19 protein-coding genes and 3 pseudogenes are annotated in these 19,751 nt (G+C 61.6%); 10 read left to right on the top strand and 12 right to left on the bottom strand.

What is annotated here, in order from left to right; translation table 11 throughout:
- Positions 1–23: 23 nt before the first annotated feature.
- The 3 genes from CO666_RS22030 to ung form a co-directional block, all read right to left on the bottom strand.
- Positions 24–629 (bottom strand): alpha/beta hydrolase, encoded by a 606-nt coding sequence (locus CO666_RS22030; protein WP_097614319.1) that lies wholly within the window; start codon positions 627–629, stop codon positions 24–26.
- Positions 630–640: 11 nt separating this feature from the next.
- A complete protein-coding gene (locus CO666_RS22025) occupies positions 641–1,573 on the bottom strand; it encodes a VOC family protein (protein ID WP_097614318.1) in 933 nt (310 codons plus the stop codon).
- Positions 1,574–1,708: 135 nt separating this feature from the next.
- A complete protein-coding gene (gene ung / locus CO666_RS22020) occupies positions 1,709–2,410 on the bottom strand; it encodes a uracil-DNA glycosylase (RefSeq protein ID WP_097614317.1) in 702 nt (233 codons plus the stop codon).
- 231 nt (positions 2,411–2,641) lie between these two features.
- Between ung and CO666_RS34230 the strand changes: the two are divergent.
- From CO666_RS34230 to CO666_RS22010, 3 genes and pseudogenes are all read left to right on the top strand, one after another.
- Positions 2,642–4,063 (top strand): annotated as a pseudogene (locus CO666_RS34230) (phosphomannomutase); the annotation flags it as partial.
- Positions 4,064–4,102: 39 nt separating this feature from the next.
- A complete protein-coding gene (locus CO666_RS34225; RefSeq protein WP_179869745.1) occupies positions 4,103–5,530 on the top strand; it encodes a mannose-1-phosphate guanylyltransferase/mannose-6-phosphate isomerase in 1,428 nt (475 codons plus the stop codon).
- Between the two features lie 135 nt (positions 5,531–5,665).
- A complete protein-coding gene (locus CO666_RS22010) occupies positions 5,666–5,971 on the top strand; it encodes a hypothetical protein (protein ID WP_097614393.1) in 306 nt (101 codons plus the stop codon).
- Positions 5,972–6,014: 43 nt separating this feature from the next.
- Here the strand turns inward: CO666_RS22010 and CO666_RS22005 are convergent, their stop codons facing one another.
- Complete coding sequence (locus CO666_RS22005; protein ID WP_097614315.1) at positions 6,015–6,971, bottom strand: endonuclease/exonuclease/phosphatase family protein; 957 nt, start codon at positions 6,969–6,971, stop codon at positions 6,015–6,017.
- A gap of 282 nt (positions 6,972–7,253) precedes the next feature.
- Here CO666_RS22005 and CO666_RS22000 point away from each other — a divergent pair, with 282 nt between their 5' ends.
- Positions 7,254–8,270, top strand: coding sequence for an NAD-dependent epimerase/dehydratase family protein (locus tag CO666_RS22000; protein ID WP_097614314.1), 1,017 nt, complete (start codon positions 7,254–7,256; stop codon positions 8,268–8,270).
- Between the two features lie 37 nt (positions 8,271–8,307).
- Here the strand turns inward: CO666_RS22000 and CO666_RS21995 are convergent, their stop codons facing one another.
- From CO666_RS21995 to CO666_RS21985, 3 genes and pseudogenes are all read right to left on the bottom strand, one after another.
- Entirely contained in the window at positions 8,308–8,709 is a 402-nt protein-coding gene (locus tag CO666_RS21995) for a hypothetical protein (protein WP_245436835.1), read from the bottom strand.
- 173 nt (positions 8,710–8,882) lie between these two features.
- On the bottom strand, positions 8,883–9,140 hold the full coding sequence (locus CO666_RS21990) for a hypothetical protein (protein ID WP_143540350.1): 258 nt from the start codon (positions 9,138–9,140) through the stop codon (positions 8,883–8,885).
- Positions 9,141–9,251: 111 nt separating this feature from the next.
- Positions 9,252–9,623 (bottom strand): annotated as a pseudogene (locus CO666_RS21985) (transposase family protein); the annotation flags it as partial.
- A 142-nt stretch (positions 9,624–9,765) separates the two neighbouring features.
- Between CO666_RS21985 and CO666_RS21980 the strand changes: the two are divergent.
- The 6 genes from CO666_RS21980 (at position 9,766) to CO666_RS21955 (ending at position 15,986) form a co-directional block, all read left to right on the top strand.
- Positions 9,766–10,470: a CerR family C-terminal domain-containing protein gene (locus CO666_RS21980; RefSeq protein ID WP_097614312.1), complete on the top strand. Its 705-nt coding sequence runs from the start codon at positions 9,766–9,768 to the stop codon at positions 10,468–10,470.
- On the top strand, positions 10,467–11,480 hold the full coding sequence (gene hlyD, locus CO666_RS21975; RefSeq protein WP_097614311.1) for a secretion protein HlyD: 1,014 nt from the start codon (positions 10,467–10,469) through the stop codon (positions 11,478–11,480). The genes CO666_RS21980 and hlyD overlap by 4 nt, the downstream gene beginning before the upstream one ends.
- Positions 11,477–13,222: an ATP-binding cassette domain-containing protein gene (locus tag CO666_RS21970; RefSeq protein ID WP_097614310.1), complete on the top strand. Its 1,746-nt coding sequence runs from the start codon at positions 11,477–11,479 to the stop codon at positions 13,220–13,222. Before hlyD ends, CO666_RS21970 begins: the two co-directional genes overlap by 4 nt.
- A complete protein-coding gene (locus CO666_RS21965; protein WP_097614309.1) occupies positions 13,219–14,346 on the top strand; it encodes an ABC transporter permease in 1,128 nt (375 codons plus the stop codon). Before CO666_RS21970 ends, CO666_RS21965 begins: the two co-directional genes overlap by 4 nt.
- A gap of 1 nt (position 14,347) precedes the next feature.
- Positions 14,348–15,460, top strand: coding sequence for an ABC transporter permease (locus tag CO666_RS21960; protein WP_097614308.1), 1,113 nt, complete (start codon positions 14,348–14,350; stop codon positions 15,458–15,460).
- A gap of 130 nt (positions 15,461–15,590) precedes the next feature.
- Positions 15,591–15,986, top strand: a complete 396-nt coding sequence (locus tag CO666_RS21955) for a DUF1236 domain-containing protein (RefSeq protein WP_097614307.1) — start codon at positions 15,591–15,593, stop codon at positions 15,984–15,986.
- A gap of 32 nt (positions 15,987–16,018) precedes the next feature.
- On the opposite strand, the gene CO666_RS21950 is transcribed toward CO666_RS21955, so the two are convergent.
- From CO666_RS21950 to CO666_RS21930, 5 genes and pseudogenes are all read right to left on the bottom strand, one after another.
- Positions 16,019–16,198 carry a hypothetical protein gene (locus tag CO666_RS21950; RefSeq protein WP_245436834.1) on the bottom strand — a complete coding sequence of 60 codons (180 nt, stop codon included), beginning with the start codon at positions 16,196–16,198 and terminating at the stop codon, positions 16,019–16,021.
- Positions 16,199–16,297: 99 nt separating this feature from the next.
- The gene (locus tag CO666_RS21945) at positions 16,298–17,833 is read right to left on the bottom strand and encodes a winged helix-turn-helix domain-containing tetratricopeptide repeat protein (protein ID WP_097614306.1); all 1,536 of its coding nucleotides are present in this window, start codon (positions 17,831–17,833) and stop codon (positions 16,298–16,300) included.
- Positions 17,834–17,963: 130 nt separating this feature from the next.
- A complete protein-coding gene (locus tag CO666_RS21940) occupies positions 17,964–18,401 on the bottom strand; it encodes an EamA family transporter (protein WP_097614305.1) in 438 nt (145 codons plus the stop codon).
- An 81-nt stretch (positions 18,402–18,482) separates the two neighbouring features.
- Entirely contained in the window at positions 18,483–19,526 is a 1,044-nt protein-coding gene (locus tag CO666_RS21935) for a Gfo/Idh/MocA family protein (RefSeq protein ID WP_097614304.1), read from the bottom strand.
- 9 nt (positions 19,527–19,535) lie between these two features.
- A pseudogene (locus CO666_RS21930) lies at positions 19,536–19,751 on the bottom strand (ThuA domain-containing protein); the annotation flags it as partial.

Here is a 19,751-nt window from a genome sequence, read left to right as displayed (position 1 = left end):
GTCCGACCGGCTGCGGCGCATCCTCAATCGCCGCCGAAGAAATCGCGGACCGCATCGATCTCGAGCGGAGCAATCTCGTGGCCGCCGGGATGCCAGACCATCCTCACCTCCGCCCCGCGGTTCTTCAGATGCTCCGATAGCGCCTCGGTCATCGGAACAGGAGCGATCGGATCCCGCTGGCCGGCCGTCAACAGCACCTTCCTCCCCGCAAGCGTTGCCTGGGTTTCCGGCCGAAACGGAATGAGCGGGTGCATCAAAACCGCGGCATCGAAGATGCCCTTCTCGATCAGCACATTGGCAAGAATGTTTGCGCCGTTCGAAAAGCCCAGGCCGAGAATCCCGGAAGCCTGGTGCTCGTCAGCCAATGCCTTGACATAGGCGGCCATCTTTTCCGTCGCCCGTGAAAGGTCGGCCATGTCGTAGACCCCCTCTCCGGTGCGCCGGAAGAACCGCGCCGCGCCATATTCGGAAACGTCGCCGCGCGGCGAGAGAACCGTTGCTTCGGGCAGCAGGCGCCGGCCGAAATCGAAGAACTGATTCTCGTCGCCGCCGGTGCCGTGCAGCACCAGCAGGATCGGTTTACCAGGTGCACCGGCATGCAGCCGGTGCACATATCCAGCTTCAGTCATATCACCCCTCCTTACGCTTCGAGCGGCTGCAGGTGCTGCTCGAGCAGCGAGCGAAGATGGGCGTGCTGCTGCGGCAGCTTCAGGGCTTCGCCGAGATGGGCCGTATCCTCGTCCCGGTCAAAACCTGGCTCATTGGTCGCGACCTCGAACAACACGCCGCCCGGCGTGCGGAAATAGATCGCCCAGAAATAATCGCGGTCGATCACCGGCGTGACCTGATAGCCGGTGTCCATCAGCGCCTTGCGCACTTCGAGCTGCTTTGCGCGGTTCTCGACGGCGAAGGCGACGTGGTGGACGGAGCCGGCGCCGGGAAGCGCACGGGCAATATTCGGCATGGTCTCGAGATCGATGAGATGCGCGCCATTGCCGTCAGGCTTGATCAGCCGCTTGACGCCGTCCCTTTCCTCTGCGACCTCATAGCCCATGAACTTCAGGAGTTCGGCGGTGGCGCCCTCGTCCCGCAGCCGCATGGCGACGGAGTGGAAGCCGCGAATGGCGTGGTCCTCGCTGATGCCGCCATGCGTCCAGGGCTGGCGGACATCGTCCTTGACCTCGACCAGCGCGAAGCCGTCGCCATCGGGGCCGGAGAAGTTCAGGCGCTTTTCGCCGAAGCTCTCCTCGGCCTTCAGACCGCTTATATCGAGCGCGGCAAAGCGATCGCTCCAGAAGCCGAGCGAGCCTTGCGGAACGGAAAACACCGTTGTGCCGACCTCGCCGGTACCCGGACGGCCCTGCGCCATCTTCGGGAACGGGAAATAGGTCATTACAGTGCCGGGCGCACCGGTCTCATCACCGTAATAAAGGTGATAGACGTCGGGCGCGTCGAAATTCACCGTCTTCTTGACGCGGCGCAGGCCGAGCGCATGGGTGAAAAACTGGTTGTTGGTTCGGGCGTCCTCCGCCATCGACGTGACGTGGTGCAAACCCTTGATCTGATCGAGCATGTGAGCCCCCTTTCTTGCCCGCGGTTGCGGGCTTTCGATGAGGCTAAGATGCGCGCTGAAGCTCTCCGGGAACAGACCCCTGAACCAAAACGCATTGTCTTCCTTTAGTGAACGAACATCAAAGGACGTTCACACCTAGGCATACTGGGGGTCGACCGGCAATTGCCAGTCGATCGGCGCACGCCCGCGTGACTGCAGGAAGGCATTCGCCTTGGAGAAATGTCCGCAGCCGAAGAAGCCGTTATGGGCCGAAAGCGGCGAGGGATGCGGCGCCTTCAGCACCAGATGCCGCGTCGTATCGACGAAGGCAGCCTTGCGCTGGGCATAAGAGCCCCAGAGCATGAAGACGACGGATTCGCATTCGTCGTTGACCTTGCGGATGACCGCGTCGGTGAACTTTTCCCATCCCTTGCCCTGATGGGCCGCCGCCTGCCCTTCCTCGACGGTCAGCACGCTGTTCAGCAGCAGCACGCCTTGCTTTGCCCAATGTTCGAGAAAGCCGTGACGCGCCGGCGTGATGCCAAGATCCGTCTCCATCTCCTTATAGATATTGACCAGCGAAGGCGGTATGCGCACGCCCGGCCGCACGCTGAAGCACAGGCCGTGGGCTTGCCCCAGTCCATGATAGGGGTCTTGGCCGAGAATGACGACCTTGACGCTGGAGATCGGGGTCAGGTCGAGGGCGCGGAAATATTCGCTGCCCCGGGGGAAAATCCGCTTACCGACCTGCTTCTGAGCGACAAGAAAGGATTTAAGTTGCTGCATATAGGGACTGGAGAATTCCGCGGCCAAGGCGGCCTTCCAGCTCTCTTCGAGACTGACTGATGTATCGCTCATCCAGCAAACCCTTCGCATATGACGAAATAACGGACACACGGTTCTAACAAAATCGATCTAGGCTGCAATGCCCGTCGGCAATGGGTCTACGCCTTAAGAATCGGCGGCAGAAGACTGCGAGAGGCTGTCCGAGGCATCGTTGTTCGTGTTTAACTATATGACGGCTTCGGTATTTACGCCGGCGGGCGGCCTGAGTAGAACCTTGATCGTAAACCGGAGGCATCTCTTCAAATGAAATTCGGCACGAGCGGCCTTCGCGGACTTTCAGTGGATCTCAAGGGACGCGCCTCTGCGCTTTATGCAACGGCGTTCGGCAAATATCTGCTGCAGACCGGCAAGGCCGAGGTCGGAGATACCGTTCTGATCGGCCGCGATTTTCGCGATTCGAGCCCGGATATCTCCGGAAATTGTGCCGGCGCGCTCGCCGCTCTCGGCTTCCGGGTCATCGACTGCGGCAATGTGCCGACACCGGCGCTTGCCCTTTACGGCCTCGAAATCAACGCCGCGTGCCTGATGGTTACGGGCTCGCATATTCCTGCGGACCGCAACGGCATCAAATTCTATCGCCCGGATGGCGAAATCGACAAATCGGACGAGGCGGCAATCACGGCATGGGCGGCCGAGATCGACCGAACAGGCGAGGCCGTTGCAGAGGCGCCGGCCGAGACCGAAAATCATGAGGCGATCTGCCGCCAACTCTTTTTCGAACGCAATACCGCCCTGCTTCCGCAAGGCGCGCTCTCCGGCCTGAAAATCGGCGTCTACCAGCACAGCACCGTCGCCCGCGACCTGCTGGTCGACGTTCTCGCCCATTACGGCGCCGAGATCACCGCTCTCGGACGTTCGGAGAGTTTCATTCCCGTCGATACCGAGGCCGTTTCCGAGGAGACGATCGCGCTGATGAAGCGCTGGACGTCCGATCACAAGTTCGATGCGATCGTTTCGACCGACGGCGACGGCGACCGCCCGCTGGTCGCGGACGAAACCGGCACGCCGCTGCGCGGGGACCTTCTCGGCCTTGTCTCAGCCAATTTTCTCGGCGCCGGCACGGTGGTGACCCCGGTGACCTCCAATTCCGGCATCGACGCTGCGGGCTCATTCGCCGTCAAGCGCACTCGCGTCGGCTCGCCCTTCGTCATTGCGGGCATGGAAGAGGCCGTGGCCGCCGGCGCGGATCATGTCATGGGCTTTGAGGCCAATGGCGGGATGCTGACAGCAACCCCTTTCAATATCAACGGTAGAGCCGTGCGCGCCTTGCCGACGCGCGATTGTTTTATTCCGATACTCGCGATCCTGTCGCTCGCCGCCAGTCGCAGGCAGCCGCTTTCTGCCGTTGCCGCCTCCTATCGCCTGCCCTTTGCTGCCGCCGATCGACTGGAGAATTTTCCGGTGGAGACGAGCGCGGCGCTGATGGAATATCTTCGCGCCTCCGATGAAAATCTTGTCGCCTTCCTGCAGCCGGTCGGGGAGCCGGCGACGAAATCCGACATCGATGGACTGCGCGTGACGCTGAAGGACGACAGGATCATTCATTTCAGGCCCTCCGGCAATGCGCCTGAGATGCGCTGCTACGTGGAAGCCGGAAGCGAAACCGCAGCCCTGGATCTGCTGAAGACCGGACTCAGGGAAATAACGGACTGGGCAGACGCCCGCCAACATGTCACGAACAAGCTTTTTTCAAGGAACCCGCCTATGACACAGAAAATCGTTCCCGTGATCATGGCCGGCGGCAAAGGTACGCGGCTCTGGCCGCTTTCCCGTGCCACCGCACCGAAACAGTTCATCCAGTTCGTCGGCGACAAGACGCTGTTTCAGGCGACCCTCGAACGCGTTTCCAATCCGGAGATCTACGAAGCCCCGATCGTCGTCACCAATGAGGAATTCCGCTTCCTGGTCGCCGAGCAGGCCCGCGCGCTGGCCGTTCCACTCGCCGCCGTGCTGCTTGAACCGGTCGCCCGCAACACCGCCGCAGCGGTAGCTGCCGCCGCAACACTTGCCGTCGATCTTTTCGGCAAGAACACCATCATTCAGATGCTCGCCTCGGATCACGAAATCCTCGCCGACGAGAGCTATTTCGATTGCATCCGCATTGCCCGCGACGCCGCAGCCGACGGCAAGCTCGTCACCTTCGGCATCAGCCCGACCGAGCCGGCGACCGGTTACGGCTATATCGAGATCGGCGATGCGCTCAAAAACGGCGCCCACAAGGTCGTTCGCTTCGTGGAGAAGCCGGCATTGGAAAAGGCCGAGCGGATGCTCGCCGATGGCGGCTTCTACTGGAACTCTGGCATCTTCATGTTCCCGGTGACGGAACTCATCGCCGAATTGCAGGAACATGCGCCCGATGTGTTGAAAGCGGCAAGCAAGGCCGTGTCCAAGGCCAGCCGCGACCTCGACTTTACCCGCCTCGACGCCGACCATTTCGCCAAGAGCCCCGATATTTCGATCGACTATGCGATCATGGAAAAGACCTCGAAGGCCGCCGTCGTCCCATCGCCGTTCAAATGGTCCGACATGGGAAGCTGGGATGCCGTTTGGAAATCAGGCGCCCGCGACGGCAACGGCAATGTCGCCGCCGCAAACACCACTGTCGTCAATACGCGCAACTCGCTCGTCATGACCCATGGCGTGCATCTTGCGGTCCAGGGCATGGAGGACGTCGCCGTCATCGCCAGCGAGGACGCCGTCTATGTCGGGCCGCTCAAGGACAGCCAGAATGTCGGGCAATTGGTCAAGATGCTGGCCTCGTCCTCCGGCACGGCGAAATTCACCGAAACCCACCCGACATCCTACCGCCCCTGGGGCGGTTACACCTCGATCTTCAACGGCGATCGTTTTCAGGTGAAGCGCATCTTCGTCACGCCGGGCAAGAAGCTGTCGCTGCAGAAGCATCATCATCGCTCCGAACACTGGGTCGTCGTCAAGGGAACGGCCGAGGTGACGGTCGGCGACAGCGTGCGGATGCTGCGCGAGAACGAAAGCGTCTATATTCCGCTCGGCGAAGTCCATCGTCTCGCCAATCCCGGCAAGATTCTCCTCGAGTTGATCGAGGTGCAGACGGGCTCCTATCTCGGCGAAGACGACATCATCCGCATCGTCGATGAGTTCGGAAGAACCTGACGCCGCGGCCGGAGCGCGGCTCTTGTCCAAACAATAGACCGCCCTTTTCGGCGCAATCACCATCGCTGTTGAAGTCGCCATGGGAATTCTCGTAGAATGGACGCACCGAACGACATGACCGGAGATATTCCCCTGATGCGCATCTTGCCTGCCCTCGCCGGACTTCTCGCAATCATGGGGCCGGGAATGGCGTTTGCCGAAAACGCAAAGATGCGAACAGCAAGCGAGGCTGAAATTCGCGAGCACCTGCCGGGCACCTCGGAACTGAAAGAAAGCAGCAACGGTTACGAATATCGCAAGGGCAACGCCAACGGCTATAAAATAACCAATGGCCAGGTGTGCGTCCGGTTCCCCAACAAGTCGACCGACTGCGTCAGCGTGAAGACCGACGGCGAGAAATTTCAGATGATCGACAAAAAAGGCGGCAGAACGCAATTCTGACTTTGCTCCAGGCAAGTCCCAGGCAAACTATCTTTGCCTGGGCTCATCTCGCCGGTAAAGTTTGACCGTTCCTGTCGAGAACGAATTCGGCGATCAGGCCTGCATGGTTCGAGCCGAAATTGTCGTCGAGACGTTTCAGCGATGTCAGACGAAGCGGGGCGCGCGCAAATATGTGATCGATGGCGATCCCGAGCACGCCCGCGCCGGCCGGCCATGTTGCCGGTTCCGGCACGATCGTTTTCAGCTTCTGTTCGCGCAGGAAACTCTGGATGCTCGGGGCGATCACCGACGAGTTGAAATCACCCGCCAGCACCAGAGGGCCGTTGATCGAACCAAGCGTTTTGGCGAGGTCTTCCAATTCAGCCATCTGGAAATCATCGAAATAGGGTTTGGTCAGGTGCGCCGAGACCAGATTGATGGTTTCGCCGCCGAACTCGACGCTCGATATGACCATCCTGTCTTTTCGCAGGCTGCCCATGCTTGCGACCTGCCGGCTGACGAACGGGCGTTTGGACAGCAGCAGCGTATCGCAGCTATCCTTCCCGTTGTCGCAGCCGATATGGTAGGGATAGGCCTTGAACAGCTGCTGCAGATGGAACGTCAGCGGCTTGGCTTCGAGCAGATTGACGACATCGGCATTCGAAGCGACCACCATGTCGGTGATTGCAGTCGAGTTTTTCCAGTTGTCGATCGCGATGTTGAAAGACATGAGACGGAAAAGCGGCGACCTGTCCGCGCTTTTGCCGTCCTCTGAAAACTCGCGCAGCATGATGACGCCGTGAGCGACGAGAAGAACCGAGACAAACAGGAGGACGAAGCCGTAAATCTGTCTCCCGACAGCCAGAATGATCAGGCTGGCGGCAACAAAGAGGACGCCGAAATGAACCTGGAAGCTGTAGAGGAAGGACAGCAGCCAAAAGTTCGTGACATAACGCAAAGATACGATCGCGATGGCAACGGTCAGAAACGCACAGAGAATCCAATAAATTATCTCTCTCATCGATCCTGACCTGCTTGCAGACGATCTGCCGGCCATAACATGCAGGCAGCCATGCCGCAATGCAGCATAACAGCCGATGGCCGCGGCTGGGCTTCAGGCGGTACCGACAGCCTCTCCGTCACCCGCAGGCCAGCGGGCGGATAGGCCGAAGACCACTGCAACGACGGACGCCACCTCTCTTTCAAAGACCTATCGACTCGGCCTCTTCTTATCTTGTAAGTGGGGGCCAATTAATACGGAGTCGGCTCTTTGCCGTCGGCAAGGAGTCGAGAAAAGGTGGGAATGCGCTACTTCATTACAGGCACTGCCGGCTTTATCGGCTTTCATCTGGCCAGGCGCCTGCTGCAGGAAGGGCATGACGTCACAGGTTTCGACGGCCTTACTCCCTATTACAACGTCAAGCTCAAGGAGATGCGCCATGCAGCACTCTCCCAGTTTCCAGCCTTCACACCTGTCATATCGATGCTTGAGGACCGGCCGGCGCTGGAAGCGGCTGTTCTGGCGGCCAAGCCCGACATCCTGATCCATCTCGCCGCTCAGGCCGGGGTGCGCTACAGCCTGGAAAATCCCGAGGCCTATCTTCGTTCGAACGTCGAAGGCTCATGGAACATCATGGAAATCGCCCGGCGCGCCGAAATCCGCCACCTGATGCTGGCCTCGACATCGTCGATCTACGGCGCCAATGCGACCGTTCCTTTTCATGAGACTGATCGCGCCGACGAACCGCTGACCATTTATGCGGCGACGAAGAAATCGATGGAACTGATGGCGCATAGCTACGCCCATCTTCACAAGATTCCGACCACGGCCTTTCGTTTCTTCACGGTCTATGGTCCATGGGGCCGGCCCGACATGGCGCTGTTCAAATTCACCAAGAACATGCTTGAAGACCAGCCGATCGAGATCTACGGCGAAGGCAATATGAGCCGTGACTTCACCTATATCGACGATCTGATCGAAGCGATCGTCAGGCTATCGGCAATTGTCCCCAGCGAGGACAACCGTCTCGAAAACGCGGCGGTTGAAACGCTGTCGCGCCAGGCGCCCTTTCGCGTCGTCAACATTGGCGGCGGCCAGCCGGTCAGCCTGATGGATTTCGTCGAAACGGTGGAGAAGGCGCTGGGCCGTCCTGCCATCCGCAAGATGCTGGCGATGCAGAAGGGTGACGTGCCGCGCACATTCGCCGCCCCCGACCTGCTCGTGGCACTGACGGGATACAAGCCGGATACGACTTTGGATGTCGGCGTCAAGGCTTTCGTCGAATGGTATCTCGACGTGCGCGGCGAGCTCGGCGCCTGAAACGTCGAGCCGGATTATTGCCCGTTGATCCGGAGCGTCAGCGGAGAAACGTCACCGCATGCACCGCATTGACCGCCTGCGAGAACACGTAGTCGACGATGGCCCGGCCTGAGAGATAGGTCTTAATCCGATAGCCCTGCCCCTCGGTTTCCGCAGGGCTGCGCAGAACGAAAGGCATGGCTGGGCGCACGAAACCGGCACGTGTCGTCAACGGCACCTCGGGCGAATGACCGATGGCGGAAGTGTACATCAGGTCGCGGGCAAGGCTGGCGGGGCCGATGGCGAATGCCGGCCCGGCGGCGCCGGCGATGGTCAGAGTCAAGGCGATGGCGGCAAGCGTCTTGTGCATGTCGAAGTCCCCGTTTTGCGGATCGGCGGGCTTTTGCTTGGCCCGGCTCCAAACGATCGATGCGTCTGTCCACGCTTCGGTCGCTTTCATGAGACCACTCTACACCTCAGTATTTTCAGGGCTTTTAAGCGGATCGGTCAAATTTTACGAAATTTGATTTTCTCGCAAAAGGCTCGGATCCACAGGGAAAATCGGTTGGCCCAAGCGGGCCACGAATGCAGCGCCGGCGAAACGTGCCGATAATCTGAGTGCTGCACTGCAGTCTACAGAATGCGATCCAGCTTCTTGTTGATGTGCAAATTCGGCATCAATCCCGCACTTTGCGCAGCATGATAGGATTCCCGCGCCGCATCGAACGAGATCGACCACATGATGGCGCTGAGCAGGAGCGCGATGATATAAATCTGGATACGCATCGCATCGGCGATACGGAAAGAGCAAGGCCGTTTTGTGTCGAAAAATGACCGCGGAAATAGAAAAAACATCGGGCCTTTTTGCGCCGCAATATGGTCGCCGGACACATTAGTGTCGCGAAAATTAGCGATGGTGCATCGCTACTGTTAGCAGCCAACCCCGAGGCTTGGTTTCTCTTCCCATCCTGAGAGCCCTGAGAGGCCCGTTCGTCGCGGGCCTCTTTGCCTTTTGTCGCCTTCCACTTCCGGCAGGCGTGAAATGCCGTGGCGCCGCAGACACCTGTGCAGGGATGAACGCGTCAGATGCGGGATCGTCGGTTGAAGGGCATAGAGGCAGTCATCAAGAGGCAGCAACGTGTGCCTGCGGAAGGCGACGACAACAGCTTCCTCCTCCATTGAAAGTATCGTCGAGTGCGGTTCTTTCGGTCCTGTCGGCAGGTCGGCCAACGATGTCCGCTTCCTCCATTTGGCCACCGTCTTTTGATTGATCCCATAGCGCTTCGAAAGCGCCCTCAGGCTCTCTTCACTATTTTGTATTGCTCGACGGATTGCCTCTGTCGTCGTGGCGCTCCCGTGTAGAACCTGGCCCATAGTGCCTCCCTCCATTCTAAGGAAAATAATGCACCATCAAATGCCGGGACTAAACACCTAGACCCTTTCCAGGTTCGAACGGATCCCTCCAAAAATATATCAATCGATTGACTTATTTTATGACGCGCGGTATAAAACCATCATGAACCAGAAACATGATGCCGAACCTCCACCAGCTTCCGCCCGCGCCGAGCTCGCGCGCCAGAAGATGCTGACCGCTGCTCTCGACGTCTTCGGGCGCTATGGCTTTGACGGCGCCTCGACGCGCCAGCTGACCGAAGCCGCCGGCGTCAACCTGCAGGCCATCCCCTATTATTTCGGCAGCAAGGAAGGCCTCTACATCGCCACTGCCGAATTTCTGATGGCCCGCATCGACACGCATGTCGGCGACATGAGGGCGCGCATCGGCGCGCATCTGCTGACCCTTGACGCCGCCGGCGAACGGCTCGCCGAAGCTGAGGCCCGTCGCTTCCTCACAGAAATTCTCCAGACGATGGTGACGCTTTTCGTCGGCAAGGAATCCGAATCCTGGGCGCGCTTCCTGATCCGCGAGCAGATGGAGCCGACCGAGGCCTTCACACGGGTCTATCAGGGCATCATGCGGCCGATGATCGAGATGGGTCGGCGACTGATCGGCGCCATCCTGCGTGAGGACCCCGCCTCGGAACATGTGCGCCTGCGCACCTTCAACCTTCTCGGCAGCATCCTGGTCTTTCGCGTCACCCATGCGGCCGTCCTTGCCCAGATGGAATGGGACGCCATTGGCCCGGAACAGGTGGAAACCTTGCGCGGCCTTGCCGCCGAACTGGTCGATCTCCTCGGCTCGCCGAAAGGAGGCGCAGCATGAAACGCATGCTTCCCATCGCCATCCTGCTCCTCCTTGCGGCGGGTGCGGCCGGCTGGTGGTACGGACTGCCCGAAAGGCTCGGCTGGCTGCCTCAGGCCGGCCGCGAATTCGTCCTTTACGGCAATGTCGATATCCGTCAGGTCTCGCTCGGCTTCCGCGTCAGTGGCCGCCTTTCCGAACTGCGCGTCGATGAGGGCGACGTCATCAAGAGCGGCACGGTTCTGGCGAAGCTCGACGCCGCGCCCTACGAATTCGCTGTCCGCTCGGGCGAGGCCAATGTTGCGGCGCTTCGGGCAACGCTGGACAAGCTGAAGGCCGGGCCACGGCCGACCGAGATCGCCCAGGCGCGCGCCGCTTATGACGAAAGCCTCGCCGATCTCGAAAACGCCAACCTCGCCTATGAGCGCGCCCGCCAGCTTCGCCCGCAGGGCACGATCTCAGAAGCGAACCTCGATCAGGCAACCGCCGCAAAAGCGATGGCCGCCGCCCGCTCCGCTTCCGCCAACGAGGCGCTGAAACTGCTGCAGGAGGGCTCGCGGGCCGAGGATATCGCCGCCGCCGACGCGCAGGTGAAGGCCGCGGAGGCAACGCTCGCCTCGGCCCGCACGTCGCTTGAAGATACCGAGCTGCGTGCGGCCAATGACGGCGTCATCCTCTCTCGTGTGCGTGAAACCGGCGCGATCGTCTCGCCGGCCGATACCGTCTTCGTCTTGTCCCTGACCGAGCCCGTCTGGGTGCGCAGCTATGTCGCGGAACCCGATCTCGGCCGCATCCATCCCGGCATGAAGGTATCAGTCACTTCCGATACGGCACCCGACAAACCCTACGAAGGCACGATCGGCTTCATCTCGCCGGTCGCCGAATTCACCCCGAAATCGGTGGAGACGCCGGAGCTCAGGACCGATCTCGTCTATCGCCTCAGGATCGTCATCGACAGGCCCGGCCCGGATCTGCGCCAGGGCATGCCGGTCACCGTGCGGCTTTCCCAGCCGACGGCAGACGGACAATGACCGCCGCCGGGATCGGCCGGGACAACAAGCCGCTCGTCCGGATCGACGGCGTGACCAAGCGTTTCGGTGACGCACCCGCCGCCGTCGACGCCGTCTCCGGCGTCATCGGCGGCGGTGCGATCACCGGCCTCGTCGGCCCCGATGGCGCCGGCAAGACGACGCTGATCCGGCTGATGACCGGTCTGATGCTGCCGGATACGGGAACCATGGAGGTTCTGGGCTTCGACACGAGGAGGAATGCCGCCGGCATCCAGGCGGCGATCGGTTACATGCCGCAGCGCTTCGGCCTCTATGAGGACCTCTCGGTGCAGGAAAACCTCGATCTCTATGCCGACCTGCGCGGCCTGCCGAAGGGCGAACGCGCGGCCGCTTTCGACGAGCTGCTGACCTTCACCGACCTCAAGCGTTTCACCGGCCGGCTCGCCGGCAAACTCTCCGGCGGCATGAAGCAGAAGCTCGGCCTTGCCTGCGCGCTGCTGAAAAAGCCGCGTCTGCTGCTGCTCGACGAGCCGGGCGTCGGCGTCGATCCGATCTCGCGCCGCGACCTCTGGAAGATGGTCGAGAATCTGACGAAGGAAGGCATCGGCGTGCTCTGGTCGACCGCTTATCTGGACGAAGCGGAAGCCTGCGACCACGTGCTGCTCTTGAACCAGGGAAAGCTGCTTTTTTCCGGAAAACCAGAGGAGATGACAGCGCGCGTCAACGACCGGGTCTTCAGGGTCTCTGGCGTCACCGGCCGCCGCCGTCAGGTTCTCGCCGAACTGCTGCAGGCCGAGGGCGTCATCGACGGCGTGATCCAGGGCGAAGCGATCCGTCTGGTCGCGGCCAAGGACAAGAAGCCGGACGTGAGCAAAGCCGGCGACGGCGCGGCCCTTGCCCCTGCCCCGCCCCGCTTCGAGGATGCCTTCGTCGACATGCTGGGCGGCGGCCCCGGCGGCCGCTCCAGGCTTGCCGAAGCGCAAGAGCCGCTGCAGGCCGAGGGCGATCGGCCGGTGATCGAGGCCAGGGGGTTGACCAAGCGCTTCGGCGATTTCACTGCCGCCGACGATATCAGCTTCGATATCCGCCGCGGCGAGATCTTCGGCCTGCTCGGCCCGAATGGCGCCGGCAAATCCACCACCTTCAAGATGCTCTGCGGCCTGTTGAAACCAACAGGCGGCGAAGGCCGCGTCGCCGGCTTCGATCTCCGCCGCGATGCCGCCGAAGCCCGCAACCAGCTTGGCTACATGGCGCAGAAATTCTCGCTCTATGGCGACCTCACCGTCATGCAGAACCTCGAATTCTTCGCCGGCGTCTATGGCCTTCGCGGGCAGCGCAAGCGCGAGCGCATCGAGCTGATGGCCGGCATTTTCGATTTCGGCCGCCACGCCCGCGAACCCGCCAAGGATCTGCCGCTCGGCCTCAAACAGCGCCTGGCGCTTGCCTGCGCCGTCATGCACGAGCCGCGCGCCCTCTTCCTGGACGAGCCGACCTCAGGCGTCGATCCGATCACCCGGCGCGAATTCTGGACGCACATCAACGGCCTGGTGGAAAAAGGCGTCACGGTTCTTGTCACCACCCATTTCATGGACGAGGCGGAATATTGCGACCGCATCTCGCTGATCTATCGCGGCCGCTCGATCGCGCTCGGCTCTCCCGATGAGCTGAAGGCCCGGGTCGCGACCAAGGAGCAGCCGGACCCGACGATGGAGGATGCCTTCATCGCGCTCGTCCAGCAATCGGAAGCGGAGGATGCCGCATGAGCCCCTCTTCCGGCCGGCTTCGGCGTTTATTTGCCCTCGTTCGCAAGGAGAGCTTCCAGGCGATCCGCGATCCGAGCAGCATCCTCATCGCCTTCGTACTGCCGCTGATCCTGCTGTTTCTCTTCGGCTACGGCGTCTCGCTCGATACCACCCGCACCCGCATTGGCCTGGTGACCGAGGAGCTGACGCCGCTGACCCAGGATCTGTCGGCGAGTTTCCAGGCCTCGCGCTATTTCGATGTGGCGATCGGCCGTGACCGGCGCCTGTTCGAGGAAGATCTCGTGATCGGCAAGGTGCGCGGCATCGTTATCATTCCGGCCGATTTCACCACGCGCTACACCGCCGGCGATCGTCCCTCGATCCAGGTGATCGTCGACGGCTCCGACCCGAACACCGCGAATTTCGTGCAGAACTACGCGCAAGGCGCCGTTGCCAACTGGGAGCAGCAGCGGCAGGCTGATGTCGCCTCCCACAGCCCGGCCATCGCGGTCGAGCAGCGCTTCTGGTTCAATCCGGAGCTGACCAGCCGCAATTTCCTCGTGCCGGGCTCGATCGCCATCGTCATGACGCTTGTCGGCACGCTGCTCACCTCGCTCGTCGTCGCCCGCGAATGGGAGCGCGGCACGATGGAAGCGATGATGGCGACGCCCGTGACGGCAGTCGAGTTGCTCGCCGGCAAGATCCTGCCCTATTTCCTGCTAGGCCTCACCTCGATGACACTCTGCGTGCTGCTCGCGGTCTTTCTCTTCGGCGTGCCGTTCCGCGGCTCGGTGGCGGCACTCTACGCATTGTCGGCCGCTTTCCTGATCCCGGCGCTCGGCCAGGGCCTGCTGATCTCGACGGCGACGAAGAACCAGTTCCTCGCCTCGCAGCTGGCGCTGATCTCTGCCTTCCTGCCGGCTTTTCTGCTGTCGGGCTTCCTGTTCGAGATCAACTCCATGCCCACCGTCATCCAGTGGATCACCTTCATCGTGCCGGCGCGTTACCTGATCCCCAGCCTGCAGACGGTGTTTCTCGCCGGCGACATCTGGCCGATGTTCGGCCGGGCGATCTCCGTGATGCTGACGATCGGCGGCGTCATGTTCGTGCTGGCCGCACGCAGCACCAGAAAGAGGATCGGCTGAGATGGGATGGACAAGGCTTTACGCCCTGATCATCAAGGAATTGCTCGCGGTGCTGCGCGATCCCAAGGGCCGCGCCATCCTGATCGGCCCGCCGATCGTCCAGCTCCTCGTCTTTTCCTATGCCGCCACGCTCGAAGTGCGCAATGTCGACGTCATGATCCTCAACCGCGACAGCGGCCATTGGGGCCAGGAACTGATCGAGCGCATCGACGGCTCGCCGACCTTCCGCAGCATCGAGATCGCCGCGAGCCAGGCGCAGGTCCAGGTGGCGATCGACAATCAGACCGTCATCGCCGCCGTCGAGATCGGCCCGGATTTTTCGCGCAATATCGAGGCAGGAACACCGGCCGACCTGCAGGTGGTACTCGACGGCCGCCGCTCCAACGCCTCGCAGATCGTCGCCGGCTACCTCTCGCAGATCAGCGCGGCCCTTGCCGCCGAGACGCCGGCCGGCAAACGCGCCGGCAGCGAGTTGGTCTCGACCGTGCCGCGCAACTGGTTCAACCCGAACCTCACCTATCAATGGTTCATGGTGCCGAACCTGATCGCCAGCATCGCGCTCCTGATCGGCCTCATCGTCACGGCCTTGTCGATCGCCCGCGAGCGCGAGCTCGGCACCTTCGATCAACTGATGGTCTCGCCGCTGCGCATGCACGAGATCCTGATCGGCAAGCTGATCCCGCCGATGATGATCGGCCTCTTCCATATCACCGTCTATATCCTCGCCGCCGTCTTCCTGTTCGAGGTGCCGCTGCGCGGCTCGCTCTTCCTGCTTTACGGCAGCGCCATCTTCTACCTCGGCTCGGTCGCCGGCCTCGGCCTTTTCATCTCGGCGCTGTCGATGACCCAGCAGCAGGCAATCCTCGGCGCCTTCCTGTTCATGGTCCCGGCCATGCTGCTCTCAGGCTTTGCGACGCCGATCGAGAACATGCCCAGCTGGCTGCAGCCGATAACCCTGATCAATCCGCTGCGCTATTTCCTGGTGATCGTCAAAGGCGTATTCCTCAAGGATATCCCTTTGAGCGAAGTGGTGAACCAGACGATCCCGCTGGCGCTGATCGCCGCCGTCACCCTCAGCGCTGCCGCCTGGCTCTTCCGCCGGCGCCTGGAATAATCCACCCCACGCATGCTTTCTGCCGCCTCACAGAATGTGAACCGGGCTTCCAAAGCGTGACTCTTTGCTGGGGGAACATCGATTTGGCGTGGTCGTTACCCAAACGCAACCCCAGCAAAGGAGAAGCAAAATGTACAAGATCCTACTTGTCTCCAGCGCCCTTGCGCTGTCGTCGCTTGCCACCAATGCTCTGGCTGATGGAGCCGTCACCGGTGCCGCCGGCGGCGCCATCACCGGCGCGATCGTCGGTGGTCCCGTGGGTGCAGCCATTGGCGGTGTGGCCGGCGGTGTCGCCGGCGCCGTCGTCGATCCGCCCCCGCGCGAGGTCGTCACCTATGTCCAGCAGCAGCCCGCCCCGACGACCGGCGTCGTGGTCGAGCAGCCGATCGTCGTCGGCAAGCCGCTTCCGGCTGATGTCGTCGTCACCCCGGTGCCCGACAATCCGAAATACGCCTATACCGTCATCAACAATCGCCATGTGATCGTCGAGCCCCGCACCCATCGCGTGGTGCAAGTCATAGAATAATCGAACCGTCGAGACCGCCCGCGGCGGCTCGGCTACCTCCGGCCCCGCTTCGGCGGGGCTTTTTTCGGGCGCTCGCACCAGCTGCCGATCAGCGAGAACAGAACGATAAGGCGCTGTGGCAATTTGAACCCCTGCGGCAGCGCCTCTATCGGAATTCGGTCGCCGTAGAGTTTGCCCTGTTTGAGCGATAGAATATGCATGCTGGAAAGCATCAGCCGATCCTCCATCCCGATTGATGGGATCAGCGTGGCTGAAGCGACGGGGCTGGGTCCTTAAAGCTCCGGTTAAAAGCTGCAAAAACTTGCAAAAGCCTATGGCCGCGGCCGCATCCCGGCGCGCGCCAGCCCCTCCAAAACCGGCGCAAAACGCTGGGGATTCTTGGCCGGCTGACCCGCCAGAATGCCTTCCAGCGTCACATCAGGTGCGATCGCCTCGAGCGCTCGCAGGAACTGCCGCGCCTGCTCCATATTGCCGAGATGCGCGTGTGCGGCGATCAACATCCAGTAGGTCGGGTCGAAATGGGCATTGAGCGCCAGCGAGCGTGACGCAAACGAAATTGCCGCCTCGTAATTGCCACGGAAGATCTCCGCCATGGCGATGCCCGTCAGCGAAAAGCGCGCGTCCGGATCGCGCGGCCCCATCCTCACGGCGCGGTGCAGACGCTCGAGTGCGTCATCGATATCGCCGCAATGCAAGGCCCCGATGCCGGAGCATGCCGCGACGCGAAGATCATTGGGATTGGCGGCGGCGGCCGCCTCCAGCACAGCCATGCCGCCTTCGTAATCCTTGCCCGTCTGCAGCAGCGCCATGCCGCAATGAACCATCACCCGAGGATCGCCGCCCGAATGCTGCAGGCCTCGGCGTGCAAGCTGGAGACATTCCGCCTTGTCGTCCTCTCCGAGCGGTGGCCAGCCCATGGTCGTGCGATGTTCGAGCGCCCAAGCGGCAAGCGACAGGATCAGGGCATTTTCCGGCTCCATGGCAAGGGCCTCACGAAGCAGCGCATAGGCGACGGCGTTGCTTTCGATCGACTCGTCGGTGATCGCAGCAAGCGCCCGCAGATAGAGATCGTAAACCGCCGGGCTATTCGGCCGGTCGCGCCGCGATCTCCGGATTTCAGCAATTTCGATGGCCGGTTCGATGATCGAGGCAACGCGCTCGGTAATGTGGTCCTGGAAGGCAAAGATATGGCTGATGCCGTCTTCGAAATGATCGGCCCAGAGATTGGTTGCCGAAACGCCGTCGACGAGTTGCACGTTGATGCGCACCTGCGCGCCCTCCCGCCGGATGCTGCCTTCGAGCACGTAGAGCACCCCGAGTTCCCTGGCCACCTCCCGCACATCGATGCTGCGTCCCTTGTAGACGAAGGCGGAGTTGCGTGAGACGACCGAAAAGGAGCGGAAGCGCGAAAGCGCCGTGATGATCTCCGTCACTACGCCATCGGCAAAATAATCCTGGTCGGTGTCGCCACCGAGATTGACGAAGGGAAGAACCACAACAGAGGGCGGCTGCGGCGCCGCAGCCGCCATCCCGGCATCGTCCTGGCGCGGCAAGCGGTAGCCGACCCTGGGAACGGTGACGATCCATTCCGTGCCATCGGGCCTTGTACCAAGGAGCCTCCTCAGGGTGGCGATCTGAACCGTGAGGTTGCCTTCCTCCACGGCAAGCCCCGGCCATGCCCGGTCCATGAGATCCGCCTTGGTGACGACGCGCCCCTCGGCCTGAAGTAGCAAACCAAGCAAGGCTGCCGGCCGCGGTCCTGTTGCAACGGAGCTGCCCTCCCGCCACAGGCTTGCTGTCACGGGGTCGTAAAGGAACGGACCGAAGGAAAGCGCCGAGCTGCCCATGCGGAAGCATAACGCGAAAATATCGCAGACTGAAAGTGATCCGACATGCTGCAGAGAAAAACCGCCGTAAGAACCAGCCCCTAACAAAATTGCCGTCGGGTTCAAAAAGCATTCATATGCTTGTCGCCGGTTAAGCCCTGTAGGCGACGAGCACGGCGCCTCCCGCAATCATAATGACGCCAAGCCAGTTCGGAAGCGTCAAGCGCTCGCCGAGGAACAGCACCGCAAAGACGGACACAAAGACGACAGATAGCTTGTCGATCGGCGCGACGCGGGCGGCATCACCAAGTTTCAGAGCCCGGAAATAGCAAATCCAGGATGCGCCGGTGGCAAGGCCGGAGAGCACCAGGAACAGCCAGCTCCGGCTCGACACCGAGGACGGCTCCTGCCAGCTGCCCGAAATAGAGACCATCACCGCCGCCGCCAGCAGGATGACGATGGTGCGAATGAAGGTGGCGAAGTCGGAATTCACGTTCTCGACGCCGACTTTGGCAAAAATCGCCGTGAGCGCAGCAAAACCGGCGGAAAGAAGCGCCCAAAGCGGCCAGCTCGTCAGGAGGCTTTTCATGCAGCTTGCCCTTTTATGCCTATCGGCGTGGCGAAGGAAACCGCCCACGACGTTCGTATCGTGAGCGGCTCGAGATCTCAATCAGACCTTCAGCTCGCGCCGCTCGCGCTCGGTCACCATGGCGAGATCGAGCACCTTCTGCAGGTTGGCGGCGTGGCGGAAGTTCGGGTCCGGCTGAATGCCGCTTGCCACCGCCTCGGCAAAACGCTCGTAATTGGTCGCCACCGGTTCAACCTCGATCTGCGTCCAGGTGGCGGTTTCGATATCCTCACCGAGGCAGCCATGCAGCTCGGAACCATTGGGACGGTGGATCACCTCGAGGCTGCCCCGTTCGCCATAAATGCGCAGCTTCAACTCGTTCAGGTGCCCCGTCGCCCAGCGGCTGGCGTGAATGACGCCGAGCGCGCCATTGGCGAAATCGACAGACATGGTGAAGCTGTCATTGGCATCGAGCAGATATTCGCCGATCTGGCCGCCCGGCGCCTTATTGAAGGTCTTCAACCGCGCAAAGACGTGGTCGATGTCGGTCGCCGCACCGTAGGCGGCGAAATCGAGGATATGGATACCGACATCGCCGAGCACGCCGTTCGAGCCGTGGCCGGTGGAAAGCCGCCACAGCCAGGTCGATTCCGTGCGCCAATCGCCCCAGGCACGCGACACGAGCCAGCTCTGGAGATAGGAAGCTTCCACGTGCCTGATCGTGCCGAGTTCGCCTGATAACACCATCTCGCGGGCGCGCTGCAACGGCGCGACATTGCGATAGGTCAGGTTGACCATATTGATGACGCCGGCCTTTTCGGCCGCCTCCGTCATCTCAAGCGCCCTCGCATAATTCTCCGCCAGCGGCTTTTCGCAGAACACATGCTTGCCCGCGGCAATCAACGCCATCGTCGTCGGGTGATGGATGCGGTCGGGCGTGACATTCGTCGCCGCATCGAATTCGCCCCAGGCGATCGCCTCTTCCAGCGAAAGAAACCGCTTTTCGATGTTGAACTTGTCGGCGAAGGCCGAAAGCCGCTCGGGATCGGTGTCGACGGCACCGACCACTGTCAAGCCGTCGATGAGGGAGAAGCGGGCGAGCTGGTTTTTCGCCATCACTCCCGTGCCAAGAACGAGTAGTCGCATGGATGCTCCTCAGCGGTAACCGGCTTCGCCGGCCTGGTGCAGTTTCGGGCCGCGCTCGACAATCGGCTCCAGTGCTTTTTCTACCGGCACATTTGGAGCGTCGGTGATGCCAGTCAACGCGCCTTGAGGGTTATAGGCCCACTTGACGCCGTTGATCAGCACCTTTTGCACGGTGGCGTCATGATAGGTCGGATAGGTCTCGTGGCCGGGGCGGAAATAGAAGAT

The organism is Rhizobium chutanense (assembly GCF_002531935.1).
Classification (GTDB): Bacteria; Pseudomonadota; Alphaproteobacteria; order Rhizobiales; family Rhizobiaceae; genus Rhizobium; species Rhizobium chutanense.
This window is presented reverse-complemented; position numbering and strand designations above follow the sequence as displayed.